The following is a 12,684-nucleotide window of genomic DNA, read 5'->3' on the forward strand; positions in this document are numbered from 1 at the left end:
TACTTCTCCATTTTTCATATTATTTGGTGTTGATGAAAACGGGATTTCACTGGCAGCGGTTAATTAAAAGGAATAAGAGAAGCGCGCCAGAACTTGAACCGGATCTTTATTTTCTGATTTACCGGACAGCAGATGACCACGACTGGCTTCAATATCCAGTTTGATATCGCGGTAGCTAACATTGATGCCAGCACTCAACCCCATGGCGCTGCTCCAGCCTTGTGATGATTGCTGAATACGACCTATATCAGCCCCTAACCGTGGCGTTATAGTGGTGTTGCCGAGAGAGAAATTGCGCGACAGAGTATTTTGTAAATACCAACCTTTATCCGCAGATAAGGTATTGCGGCTAAAACCGCGAACAGCATTGCTGTCGGTGACACTCAACCATTCAACACCCGGCAAGCGGTCGTGGGTGTATTGGCCATAGAACTGATGACTAAACAAATAAAAGTCATCGAACAATTTGAAATATTGGTTGGAGGTAATGGTGGCTTTGGTTTTAGTAAATTGGCTATCTTGATAACTGGCTGACAAGTTCTGATCGGCACCCAACCACGATAATCCCTGTTCAATACTGAGATTTACATTGAATATGCCTGTGGGCAGGATATGCAGATGGTTAACACCTAATTCAAATATTGTCAGTGTTGGGCTGCTGACCGCGATTTTTTGGTCATTAAAATAGTTTTCGGCCTGTTTATAGGTCAATTGGGCACTTAAGCCATTAATCTGGTCTTGATCGCGATAGAAAACATAATCAGAACGTAAACCATGCTGTTGGGTTTTACCTTGTAGCTCGATGGTATTAAATTGTAATTGCACCGGATAAAGATATTCTGAATAGCTGGCAAAACCACTGAGCGTTAAGGCCCCATAAGGTACGGAATAAAAGAGTGAATAGGCACGGCTGTAGTTTTTTTGCGGGTTATCAGTGGTGCTGGAAATATTCAAACTGATGGAATCTGATAATCCAAACGGATTATCGAAAGAAAATGTATTTCGGCTCAGCCATTTCCCTGTGTTTTTATTACCATAATTATCGAGAGACGCTGTCAGATGCCAGGGTTTTGACCGGGTATTACTGATTTTTAGAATTGACCCGCCAGATTCACTTCCCGGTAATATGTCGACAGTAATTTTGTTGGAGGGGAGGCGATTAGCTTGATCTAAATTTTGATCGAGTTGTTTAATATTTAATGGATGACCCAACATATTGGGGAAAATAGTTTCACTATTTAATTCGGGATCATCACTTTCAATACTCTCAATAAAGCCCTCAGTGACATCCAGCCCGAGTTCTCCCTCGTCATCGGGGGGAATGAATCGGATACGCGCCATAATATAGCCGCTGCTAAGATAAAGTTGAGTGAGTTCTCGAGCCAGCAGATTGACATGTGCGCTATTGATACATTGATCGGGTATTGCGCTTAATGACTCTAAATCTGTTGAAGTCAATAAGGTAATGCCCTGAACATAGACTCCACTGATAGGGAGGCATTGTGCGTTATCCTCTAATTCAGGGGCGCTATTTTTGGGCGTATTTATCTCTGCTTCAGGCTGTTTAGCATGAGGCTGACGGCGCTCTTCTATTAATTGATTAATTTCATTACTGCTGTTCTGTAAATTTTGGCGTGATTCATTGATCGGAGAGGGAATATCCATCCCCGGAGTGGTATTAGCGTAGGCGCCGGTGCTCAATAAAAAACATAATGCGGTGCGTTTTTTGATCATGATATCTGTGGGGAAGAGCACTGACGGAATAGGTTCAGCTCCTCCATCCTTGAGTCAAATTTACGGGCAGCACTATTACCGTCCCTGATAAGTAAAAACGGCGGGGCGGCTTGGGAATTAAGTTATATTCAGGAAAAACTGAAATATAATAATTTTTTGATATTCGCAGACAGATAAATAATGAAATTTATAATTATTTAATTTCTATTCAGGTCAATACAGGATGTTATTGATTAAATTTCAACGGGAGGGGCACAGCAAGATAAAATGGAAGGAATAGATGCCCGTTGCTAGCGGGCATGGTGAATAGGCTGAATTACTCTTTGTCTTTATTTACCGGCTTACCTGACCAATAACCCGCCAGCAGTGAACCCGATAGGTTATGCCAGACAGAGAACAGTGCGCCAGGCAGTGCGGCCAGTGGTGAGAAGTAAATTTTACCCAAAGTGGCGGCCAGCCCTGAGTTTTGCATGCCGACTTCAATCGCCAATGTGCGGCAGGTTGACTCATCAAAGCCAAACAGTTTCCCGCCCCAATAGCCACTTAACAGACCAATTCCGTTATGCAGAATAACTGCAATAATTACCACGAAACCGACCGAGGCAATGTGGCTCTGGCTACCGGCAACCACGCCGCTGATGATGGCGACGATACAGACCATCGACATCGCCGGTAGGTAAGGTTCGATGCGTTTCACGGTTTTGGTAAAGGAGTGATGGACAATTAAGCCCGCAGTAATCGGGATAACCACAATTTGCAGGATACTTTTCAGCATCCCAATCACATCGACGCTGATGGTGGCATCAACATATAAACGAGTCAGCAGTGGGGTCGCGAACACTCCCACCAGGGTCGAAACCGCAGAGATAGTCACGGAGAGCGCGACGTCACCTTTCGCCAGGTAAATCATGACATTAGACGCTGTTCCGCTGGCAACACTGCCCACCAGTACCATACCGGCAGATAAATCCGGTGGCATACGGAACAGCATAGCCAGAATCCAGGCGGTGAGCGGCATGATCAGATAATGCAGGAAAGTTGCCGCCGCAACCGGTGCTGGGCGTGATAACACCCGTTTGAAATCATCCAACCGCAGAGTGACCCCCATCGCAAACATAATCAGCATCAGCAGTGGGCCGACATAAGGGCCAATGCCGATAAATGTTGTGGGGCGGAAATAGGCTGCGATTGAGAGCAGTAATGCCCAGAGAGGGAACAGCCGGGTGATTTTTACTAACATGAGGCGAGAGTCCTTAATCGTCAGTGTTAGAGATAAGAAAACCGGACGAAAGCGCCCGGTTTGTTTGTTATTGAAATAGTTTATTATTCAAAGAGATTATGATGCAGCGTTTGTACCACTTTCTCTGCATCATTACCCGGTACCAAGAAGCACAGATTGTGGCTGCTAGCTCCGTAGCAAATCATGCGGATATTGAATGGGTCTAGCACGCCGAACACTTCTTTGCCCACACCGCAAGCTTGCGACAAGTTATTACCAATAATTGCCACCAATGCCAGGTTTTCTTCCACTTCAACCCGGCACAAAGAAGAGAGTTCGGTCAGTAGCGAGCTGGTCAGCAAGCTGTCACCGGTTGATGTCGAACCGGTCGTATCCAGTGTTAGTGCCACACTGACTTCAGAGGTGGTTATCAAATCAACTGAGATATTGTGACGCGCCAAAATGTTAAACACTTCCGCCAGAAAACCGCGTGCGTGCAGCATATTCAGGCTATGCAGGGTCAGCAGAGTTTGTTTGCGGCGTAGTGCCAACGCCCTGAATAATGGCGGATTATAAGTTTCATTGCACACCAGCGTGCCGCCAGCTTCAGGATCTTTGCTTGACCCGACAAACACCGGAATATCACTGCGCACTGCCGGTAATAAGGTGGCTGGATGCAACACTTTGGCGCCGAAAGTTGCCATTTCAGCCGCTTCTTCAAAGGCGATTTTATCAATGCGTTTTGCGCCCGGAACCACCCGTGGGTCGGTGGTGTAAATCCCCGGAACATCTGTCCAGATATCAATCCGACTAACATTCAGCGCTTCACCCAGCAGTGCGGCGGTGTAATCACTGCCACCCCGGCCAAGAGTCGTGGTGCGGCCTTTACTTTCACTGCCGATAAAACCTTGCGTGACGATAATGGCTTGCTCAATACGCGGTGCTAACTGGGTCTGAGCCAGTTCAGACAATGCTTGGGTGTCCGGCTCGGCTCGGCCAAAACGGTCATTGGTGCGCATGATTTTGCGCACATCAAACCATTCCACCTCGACCTGACGTTGGCGTAATAGTTCGACAAATAGCAGGGTCGACATCAATTCGCCGTGGCTGACCAGTTCATCCGTCAGTGCCGCCGAAGTTGCCAGGCTAGCCGCTTCTGACAGCATGGCAATGTTCTCCAACATGCGGTCAATTTCTTCACGGATAACGGCGGGGTCAGAAAGTTTAGTGAGAATACTGTATTGAATACGGCGGATTTCATCTAAATGAAGGGCACGTGTTTCCTGTTCGCAACCATCGGCCAATGCGACCAACAAATTGGTAATCCCGGCTGAAGCCGACAAAATCACCAAACGAACATCCGGGTTCGATAAAACTACATCAGCACTGCGGCTCATGGCATCAAAATCAGCCACGCTAGTCCCACCAAATTTGGCGACGACAGTTGAGGACGCTGTGCTGCGAGTCTGTTGGGGATCAGTCTGCTGTTGTGAAGCCTGTCGTTGTGAAGCGGAAATCATCTAAAAAACCTCGTGTCAGATGCCATCTCGGGTAGTCGGCTGTATTTTTCTCTGTACAAGGAAATAACGGGTTATCCACTTTCTGTCAATGAAATGGCTATGAGGTATTTTCATATTTAATAATACGTTCCCTCATATCACTAAATTGATTGGATACTGGCCCGAATGTGAGCGGCTGCTATGATTGAAAGTCTTAAGATTATGATTAAAAGTCTGAAGATGGGCTGCCATTTTGAGAAAACAGGGAGCAGATCAAAAGTTGTTTCGAGAGATATTACCTATCGCAAGAAAAGAGATCTCAATCACAGGGTAACAGGATACAATCAGGGTATTCGTTTCATTAATCCTTAAGCCTAGAAGAGCGCCGCTATGAAAAATATTAATCCTAGTCAAACCGCTGCCTGGAAAGCGTTACAGCAACACTTTGAACAGATGAAAGACGTCACCATCAGCAGTCTGTTTGCCAAGGACGACCAGCGTTTTAACAAGTTTTCAGCGACTTTTGACGATCAAATGCTGGTGGATTTCTCCAAAAACCGCATTACCAGTGAAACCATGGAAAAACTGCAAGCTCTGGCCAAAGAAACTGATCTGGCGGGCGCAATTAAGTCTATGTTTGCTGGTGAGAAAATTAACCGCACGGAAGATCGCGCGGTACTGCATGTTGCTTTGCGTAACCGCAGCAATACGCCAATTGTGGTCGATGGCAAAGATGTGATGCCAGAAGTGAATGCGGTACTGGCAAAAATGAAACAGTTCTGTGACCGCGTGATTGGTGGTGACTGGAAAGGCTATACCGGTAAAGCGATTACCGATGTAGTGAATATCGGTATCGGTGGTTCTGACCTCGGCCCTTACATGGTGACCGAAGCGCTGCGTCCATACAAAAATCACCTGAATATGCATTTTGTTTCTAACGTCGATGGCACTCATATTGCTGAAACGTTGAAACCGCTGAACCCAGAAACCACGCTGTTCCTGGTGGCGTCAAAAACTTTCACTACCCAAGAAACCATGACCAACGCGCATAGCGCCCGTGACTGGTTCTTGTCTACCGCCAGTGATGAGAAGCATGTTGCCAAGCACTTTGCAGCATTATCGACCAACGCCAAAGCAGTCGGCGAGTTTGGTATTGATACTGACAATATGTTTGAATTCTGGGATTGGGTCGGTGGCCGTTATTCCCTGTGGTCGGCTATCGGCTTGTCTATCGCGCTGTCCGTGGGTTTTGAGCATTTTGAAGAACTGCTCAGTGGCGCACACGCCATGGATAAGCATTTTGCAGAAACGCCAGCAGAGAAAAACCTGCCGATTCTGTTGGCATTGATTGGCATCTGGTATAACAATTTCTTTGGTGCAGAAACCGAAGCTATCCTGCCTTATGACCAATATATGCACCGTTTCCCGGCTTACTTCCAGCAGGGCAATATGGAATCCAACGGTAAATATGTTGACCGTAATGGCAACCCGGTTGATTACCAGACTGGCCCGATTATCTGGGGTGAACCCGGTACCAATGGCCAACATGCGTTTTACCAGTTGATTCATCAAGGCACTAAATTGGTTCCTTGTGACTTTATCGCCCCGGCTATCAGTCATAACCCACTGAGCGATCACCACGCGAAGCTGCTGTCTAACTTCTTCGCACAAACTGAAGCGCTGGCTTTTGGCAAAACATTGGATGAAGTTGAAGCTGAATTTGCCGCTGCGGGCAAAACGCCGGAGCAAGTGGCTCATGTTGCGCCATTCAAAGTGTTCGAAGGTAACCGCCCAACCAACTCCATTTTGCTACGCGAAATCACGCCGTTTAGCTTAGGGGCCTTGATTGCGCTGTATGAGCACAAAATCTTCACACAAGGGATTATCCTGAATATTTACACCTTTGACCAATGGGGTGTAGAGCTGGGTAAACAACTGGCGAACCGCATTTTGCCAGAACTGGCAGATGACCAAGAAGTGACCAGCCACGACAGTTCTACCAATGCGTTGATTAACCGTTTCAAGAACTGGCGTTAAGCTAACGGGCTAAGCTCCTTGATCCGCGCTTATTAGCCCCTTACTGATGTAAGGGGCTTTTTTTCGGCCCGGATTATTTCACCTACTTTCAATAGGATTATTTATGGCCAAAAATTCGCGCTCACAGTGGATAGCCAAGAATCTACAGCGTTTACTGAATGTGGGGTTGATTGCATTGGCCGCTATTTTGGTGGTCTTTCTGATAAAGGAAACCTTTCATCTTGGAAAGGTACTCTTCGTCAATAATCAGGATGCGTCTTCTTACATGCTGATTGAAGGGATTGTGATTTACTTCCTGTACTTCGAATTTATTGCGTTGATTGTTAAGTACTTTGAGTCCGGTTATCACTTTCCATTGCGCTATTTTATTTATATCGGGATCACTGCGATTATCCGGCTGATCATTGTCGATCATGAAAATCCGATTGATACGCTGATTTATTCCGGTTCGATATTGCTGCTGGTGGTGACTTTGTATTTAGCCAATACCGATCGGCTAAAACGCGAATAAAAATGGCGGCCATGATGGCCGCCCTAAAGACACAGAACCAGAGAATTAAAGTACAGCAAGTCAAGCAGCGGCATAAACGTACGAAAACGTTAACCTTTCACGCCACCGGCCGTGAGACCCCCGACCAGCCAGCGCTGTGCTAGCAAGAAGACAGCGGTGATCGGAATGGCCGATAGCACGGCGGCAGCGGCAAAATCACCCCATAGATAGTTTTGCGGATTCAAATACTGCTGCATACCCACCGCCAGGGTGTAACTGTTCACGTCCCGCAACAATAATGAAGCGACCGGAACTTCAGTAATGGCGGCAATAAATGACAGGATAAAGACCACGGCTAAAATCGGCACAGACAGCGGCAATAGCACCAGTCTGAAAGCTTGCCATGGTGTCGCGCCGTCCAAAGCTGCGGCTTCTTCCAGTGAGTTATCAATGGTTTCGAAATAACCTTTGATGGTCCAGACGTGCAGGGCGATCCCGCCCATATAAGCAAAAATCACCCCGCCATGAGTATTTAACCCGATAAATGGCAGATATTGTCCCAAGCGGTCAAATAAAGCATATAGCGCGACCAAAGACAGTACCGCGGGGAACATTTGGAAGATTAACATCCCTTTCAACAGGCTGCTTTTGCCGCGAAAACGCATGCGGGCAAAGGCATAAGCACAGGTGGTAGAGAGGGTAACAATCCCAATTGCGGTGATAACCGCAATCTTGATGGAATTCCATAGCCACAGCATCACAGGGAACGGCGGCGGTGTCACACTGCCATCGGCGTGTGTCACACTCATACCCAGCGCCAGCTTCCAGTGTTCCCAAGAAATCTGATCGGGAATCAAGCTGCCGGTGGCGAAGTTGCCGGGCCGCAGCGAGATGGTAATCACCATCAGTAGCGGGAACATAATCAGCGCGATAAAGCACAGCATCAGAAAATGGGTGCCCCATAGACGCAAACGCTGGGATTTAGGTTGAACCATAGCCATCTGCATCTCCTCCTTAATCAAAATTCATTTTGCTGGCTTTCAAATTCAGTATCGCAAGTGCGCCTACCAGGATGAAAATCAGTGTTGCAATTGCCGCCGCCAGACCAAAGTCTTGCCCGCCGCCGCCTTCAAAGGCGATACGGTAGGTGTAGCTGACCAGTAAGTCGGTATACCCCGCAGGGGTAGTGGTGCCAATCATGTCTGGGCCGCCGTTGGTCAATAACTGAATCAACACGAAGTTGTTAAAGTTAAAGGCAAAACTGGCAATCATCAACGGCGTCAGTGGCTTAATCAGCAAAGGTAAAGTGATGCGGAAAAAGTTCTGGAATGGGCCTGCGCCATCCATTGCCGATGCTTCATACAAATCATCAGGAATCGCTTTCAATAACCCCATGCACAGAATCATCATGTAAGGGTAACCGAGCCAGGTATTGACGATCAGTATCATGCTCTTGGCGGTGATTGGGTCACTAAACCAGGCCGGTTTGATGCCAAATAAATGGTTTAGCATCAGGTTAATTTCACCGAAACTTTGGTTAAATAACCCCTTGAAAATCAATATTGAAATAAACGCGGGCACCGCATAGGGCAGGATCAGCAATACCCGATAAACGGCTTTGCCTTTCAGGGAATCCCATTGCACTACACAGGCCAGCACCATACCCACCGCCACTGTCAGCACGACCGTCAGCAATGAGAAAATAATGGTCCAGATAAATATTGAGATGAAAGGCTTCTGAATGCCTTCGTCATGCAGCACTCGTAGGAAGTTTTTCCAGCCAATAGTGACGGTAAAACCGGGGCTGAGTTTTTCATTCTCCCACTGCCCGTTAGCATTGATAGCCTGATAGAAACCGACATCAATATTTGGCCGGTAGATCACGCCAGTCTGCTGATTAATCAATTCCTTACCGTCAGCACCGAGCTTATAGAGCGGGCTGGTACCGGCGAATTGGCGCAGTGAGCTCATGCGCAGTTCACCGCCACCAGGCAAGATTGCCACCAATTCACTAAGCGCCTGGCGATTTTGGGTAATAATTCGCAAGGAAGCTTGTTCAGCGGTTTGCTCTGTGCTGGTTGGCACAACATTTATTTTTTGCTCGCCGGTGGTACTCAGGTTGAAAGGTTCAGAAACCAGGAGGGTATTATCATCCGGATTAGTGAGCTGTAACCGCCATTGGTCATGACTGGGATAAAGACCAAAAGTATAAGTTTTGCCAGTCTGGAACTGCCGGTCCATCAACACGGATTGGGCGCGTTCAAAGGTTAACTGGTTGGTACTGCTGTAGTTGGTAAAAGCGATGGCGATAGTGCAAATCAATGGGAACAGTACAAACAGCCCCATCCCTGCCACGCCGGGATAAACATAGCGCCAGGCATAAGCGCGGCGGTTAGCGAAAACATACAGCCCCAGACTCACCAGAATCAGCGTCACGATGGCAAAAAGATATTCACCTTGAGCATACATCAACACGATCAAATAGCAGGTGAATAGACTTAATGTGCCGATAATCAGCCATTTAAGTACATCACTTTGCCACCAGGCGGTTTTCTTTTTACGGCTTTCGAACTCGGTGTGGGATAACTGCATAATGGTCCCTTAATCTTCTTCTATTAGCGACTTCTACAACTGAAAACTGGGTCGGGGCGCGGCGAACCGCCCCCCTTTTGCAGGTGAAACTGTTATTTGACGATACGTGTTGCTGCATCGTTCAGTGCCGCTTCTACCGTTTGACGCCCAGTGATGGCGTTCAATACCGCACTGCGGGTTGCATACCAGAAGGCCGCCATTTGCGGAATATTCGGCATGATTTCGCCTTTAGTGGCGTTATCCATGGTGGCCGCAATCCGCGGATCTTTTGCCAGTTGCTCTTGGTATGAAATCAATGCAACCGCGCCCAGAGGTTTGTCTTTATTGACTTCAGCCAGGCCTTGGTCAGTTATCAGATAGTTTTCCAGGAATTCAGTCGCCAGTTCTTTGTTCGGGCTGGCGGCGTTAATACCGGCGGTCAGAACACCGACGAACGGCTTGGAAGGTTGGCCGTGGAAGGTTGGCAGTAAGGTCACGCCGTAGTTGATTTTGCTCTTATCAATGTTGGACCATGCCCATGGGCCATTGATGGTCATCGCGGTTTCGCCTTTGTTAAAGGCCGCTTCTGCGATGGAATAATCAGTATCGGCATTGATGTGTTTATTCTTCACTAAATCGACAATAAATTGCAGACCGGCTTTCGCACCGGCATTATTCACACCGACGTTTTTGACGTCATAGACACCGTTTTCAGATTTGAATGCATAACCGCCGTCAGCGGCGATAAGTGGCCAGGTGAAGTAGGGTTCTTGTAGGTTCCACATAATAGCGCTCTTGCCATTGGCGCGCAGTGCGGTATCCAGTGCAGGGATTTCTTCCCAAGTCTTCGGTGCTTCTTTGACCAGGTCTTTGTTGTAAATCAGCGACAATGCTTCGACCGCGATAGGGTAACCGATCAGCTTGCCATTAAAGCGAACAGCATCCCAAGTGAACGGGAACAGTTTATCTTGGAAAGCTTTAGACGGGTGCAGTTCGGCCAGTAAGCCTGATTGTGCATAACCACCAAAACGGTCATGTGCCCAGAAGATGATGTCTGGGCCATCGCCAGTGGCAGCCACTTGCGGGAATTTTTCTTCTAGTTTATCTGGGTGCTCGATAGTGACTTTGATGCCGGTATCTTTCTCAAATTTCTTACCGACTTCTGCCAGCCCGTTATAGCCTTTGTCGCCATTGATCCAGATAACCAACTTACCTTCTTCAATTTTGGCAAAAGCAGAGGAAGAGAGCACCAGCGTGGTTAGCGCTGAAAGGGCCAAAACACGTGCGGTCTTACCAATGCCGGATTTTGTGAAGCTGCGAGTCATAATCCAATCCTTTTATCCAATTTTGTGGGTACCGACTTTCTTGTGAGTCATTACATACATTTATTTATTACAGGGACTAATACATTACGCTGACATATTGAGTCACAACTGGATACACCATCATCCTCCCCCTCTCTACGCCCCCCAATGAGTTATTGTGACCCACTTAACACTGCTGCCTATTCTGTGGTGTCAGACACAATAATGTAGGTCGAAATTTGCGTGACTGATCACGTATTTGTATTTGTGATGGAACTTCTGCTCCCTAGGGTCGTTCTTTCATCCTCCCATCTCCTCCCCCATGAAAAACCTTGTTACGGATGATTACCAAATAGTGACACTCCCGCATTATCGGCAACATTGAAAAGCGGCACCGTCATTGAAACAGCATCGGTACCCTTGAAACTCAGCATCTTTGCTATGCGTTCACCAACAAAACGTGGTTGTTCGGTTAATTATTACTCAGCCAGATCAGGACGTTGCAGCGTTAAACAACGTGCGGCCCTATACTCAGGCCGCGACGTCGTCCGGGGCAACCTTGTGCAAGCATGGCGGTACGGCGCGCTGCAAGAGAGTCATCAGGGGCTGGGAGTCATCGACGGGTCATGCCGGAATTTGCTTCCGCCATTTTTCTTCAGTCAGGTTCATATGAAAAGTTGTTTGCGTAAGCAAAGGAGTAACAGATGGCTAATGTAACGCTGAGCGGCGTTTATAAAGCCTTTGGTGAGGCTGTGATTTCCAGAGACATCAATTTGGAAATTGATGACGGTGAGTTTGTGGTATTTGTTGGGCCATCTGGCTGTGGCAAGTCAACGCTGCTGCGGATGATTGCCGGGCTTGAGGACATTACCTCGGGTGAGTTGTTGATTGGCGGTAAGCGGATGAACGAAGTGCCGCCGTCTGAACGCGGTATCGGCATGGTGTTCCAGTCATATGCGCTTTATCCCCATTTGTCTGTGGCAGAGAACATGTCTTTTGGCTTGAAATTGGCCGGTGCGAAGAAAGCGGAAATTAACCAGCGAGTGAATCAGGTAGCTGAAGTGCTGCAACTGGCTCACCTGTTGGACCGCCGACCTAAGGCTTTATCAGGTGGTCAGCGTCAGCGTGTAGCGATTGGCCGGACTTTGGTTGCAGAGCCGGACGTTTTTCTGCTCGACGAACCACTTTCCAACCTGGATGCGGCGCTGCGGGTACAGATGCGCATCGAGATATCGCGCCTGCATAAACGCCTGCAACGCACCATGATTTATGTCACCCACGATCAGGTCGAAGCCATGACCTTGGCCGACAAAATTGTGGTGTTGGATGCGGGCAATGTGGCGCAAGTCGGTAAGCCACTTGAGCTGTACCACTACCCAGCTAACCGCTTTGTTGCGGGCTTTATCGGCTCGCCAAAAATGAATTTTTTACCGGTGAAAGTGACTGCCGTTGAACCTCGTCAGGTACAGATTGAACTGCCAAATCCAAATGGTCAGTTAGTGTGGCTGCCGGTCGAAGGTGACCAGGTTCAGGTCGGCGCAAATATGTCTTTGGGTATTCGCCCGGAACATCTGCTGCCAAGCAGTGCCTCTGAAGTCACGCTGGAAGGCGAGATTCAGGTGGTAGAGCAACTGGGTAATGAGACTCAAATTCACATCCAAATCCCTGCAATACGTCAAAACCTGGTCTACCGCCAGAACGACGTGGTGCTGGTAGAAGAAGGTGCAACATTCTCCATCGGTCTACCGCCCTATCGCTGTCATCTGTTCCGTGAAGATGGATCTGCGTGCAAGCGGCTGTACCAAGAACTGGGCGTCTAGTTTCCACGAC

At 47.9% G+C, this 12,684-nt stretch carries 9 protein-coding genes and 1 pseudogene; 4 read left to right on the forward strand and 6 right to left on the reverse strand.

Going from position 1 to position 12,684, the window contains the following annotated elements:
- Positions 1-63: 63 nt before the first annotated feature.
- The 3 genes from OVO64_RS15320 to lysC form a co-directional block, all read right to left on the reverse strand.
- Positions 64-1,734 carry a ShlB/FhaC/HecB family hemolysin secretion/activation protein gene (locus OVO64_RS15320; RefSeq protein ID WP_038640003.1) on the reverse strand — a complete coding sequence of 557 codons (1,671 nt, stop codon included), beginning with the start codon at positions 1,732-1,734 and terminating at the stop codon, positions 64-66.
- Positions 1,735-2,050: 316 nt separating this feature from the next.
- On the reverse strand, positions 2,051-2,974 hold the full coding sequence (panS, locus tag OVO64_RS15325) for a ketopantoate/pantoate/pantothenate transporter PanS (RefSeq protein WP_038638490.1): 924 nt from the start codon (positions 2,972-2,974) through the stop codon (positions 2,051-2,053).
- An 83-nt stretch (positions 2,975-3,057) separates the two neighbouring features.
- The gene (gene lysC / locus OVO64_RS15330) at positions 3,058-4,473 is read right to left on the reverse strand and encodes a lysine-sensitive aspartokinase 3 (RefSeq protein ID WP_038638493.1); all 1,416 of its coding nucleotides are present in this window, start codon (positions 4,471-4,473) and stop codon (positions 3,058-3,060) included.
- Positions 4,474-4,842: 369 nt separating this feature from the next.
- Between lysC and pgi the strand changes: the two genes are divergently transcribed.
- Together pgi and psiE are read left to right on the forward strand one after the other, a co-directional pair.
- Positions 4,843-6,489: a glucose-6-phosphate isomerase gene (gene pgi, locus OVO64_RS15335; protein WP_050292228.1), complete on the forward strand. Its 1,647-nt coding sequence runs from the start codon at positions 4,843-4,845 to the stop codon at positions 6,487-6,489.
- A 103-nt stretch (positions 6,490-6,592) separates the two neighbouring features.
- On the forward strand, positions 6,593-7,000 hold the full coding sequence (psiE, locus tag OVO64_RS15340) for a phosphate-starvation-inducible protein PsiE (protein ID WP_004391867.1): 408 nt from the start codon (positions 6,593-6,595) through the stop codon (positions 6,998-7,000).
- An 89-nt stretch (positions 7,001-7,089) separates the two neighbouring features.
- Here the strand turns inward: psiE and malG are convergent, their stop codons facing one another.
- The 3 genes from malG to malE all read right to left on the reverse strand — a co-directional run bounded on the left by malG (position 7,090) and on the right by malE (position 10,875).
- Positions 7,090-7,980: a maltose ABC transporter permease MalG gene (gene malG / locus OVO64_RS15345; RefSeq protein WP_038638499.1), complete on the reverse strand. Its 891-nt coding sequence runs from the start codon at positions 7,978-7,980 to the stop codon at positions 7,090-7,092.
- Between the two features lie 13 nt (positions 7,981-7,993).
- Positions 7,994-9,571 (reverse strand): maltose ABC transporter permease MalF, encoded by a 1,578-nt coding sequence (malF, locus tag OVO64_RS15350; protein WP_038638502.1) that lies wholly within the window; start codon positions 9,569-9,571, stop codon positions 7,994-7,996.
- A 92-nt stretch (positions 9,572-9,663) separates the two neighbouring features.
- Entirely contained in the window at positions 9,664-10,875 is a 1,212-nt protein-coding gene (malE, locus tag OVO64_RS15355) for a maltose/maltodextrin ABC transporter substrate-binding protein MalE (protein WP_049561348.1), read from the reverse strand.
- Positions 10,876-11,314: 439 nt separating this feature from the next.
- On the opposite strand from malE, the pseudogene OVO64_RS20550 reads away from it, so the two are divergent.
- Together OVO64_RS20550 and malK are read left to right on the forward strand one after the other, a co-directional pair.
- A pseudogene (locus tag OVO64_RS20550) lies at positions 11,315-11,543 on the forward strand (hypothetical protein).
- A gap of 15 nt (positions 11,544-11,558) precedes the next feature.
- Positions 11,559-12,674: a maltose/maltodextrin ABC transporter ATP-binding protein MalK gene (gene malK / locus OVO64_RS15360; RefSeq protein WP_038638508.1), complete on the forward strand. Its 1,116-nt coding sequence runs from the start codon at positions 11,559-11,561 to the stop codon at positions 12,672-12,674.
- Positions 12,675-12,684: the final 10 nt, after the last annotated feature.

Origin of the sequence: Yersinia sp. Marseille-Q5920 (genome assembly GCF_946902935.1) — a bacterium.
Taxonomy (GTDB): Bacteria; Pseudomonadota; Gammaproteobacteria; order Enterobacterales; family Enterobacteriaceae; genus Yersinia; species Yersinia rochesterensis.

Bases quoted from the DNA above. Each gene is read 5' to 3' on its own strand.
- malK (WP_038638508.1), top strand. From the start codon at position 11,559: ATGGCTAATGTAACGCTGAGCGGCGTTTATAAAGCCTTTGGTGAGGCT.
- panS (WP_038638490.1), bottom strand. From the start codon at position 2,974: ATGTTAGTAAAAATCACCCGGCTGTTCCCTCTCTGGGCATTACTGCTC.
- OVO64_RS15320 (WP_038640003.1), bottom strand. From the start codon at position 1,734: ATGATCAAAAAACGCACCGCATTATGTTTTTTATTGAGCACCGGCGCC.
- malE (WP_049561348.1), bottom strand. From the start codon at position 10,875: ATGACTCGCAGCTTCACAAAATCCGGCATTGGTAAGACCGCACGTGTT.
- malG (WP_038638499.1), bottom strand. From the start codon at position 7,980: ATGGCTATGGTTCAACCTAAATCCCAGCGTTTGCGTCTATGGGGCACC.
- malF (WP_038638502.1), bottom strand. From the start codon at position 9,571: ATGCAGTTATCCCACACCGAGTTCGAAAGCCGTAAAAAGAAAACCGCC.
- lysC (WP_038638493.1), bottom strand. From the start codon at position 4,473: ATGATTTCCGCTTCACAACGACAGGCTTCACAACAGCAGACTGATCCC.
- pgi (WP_050292228.1), top strand. From the start codon at position 4,843: ATGAAAAATATTAATCCTAGTCAAACCGCTGCCTGGAAAGCGTTACAG.
- psiE (WP_004391867.1), top strand. From the start codon at position 6,593: ATGGCCAAAAATTCGCGCTCACAGTGGATAGCCAAGAATCTACAGCGT.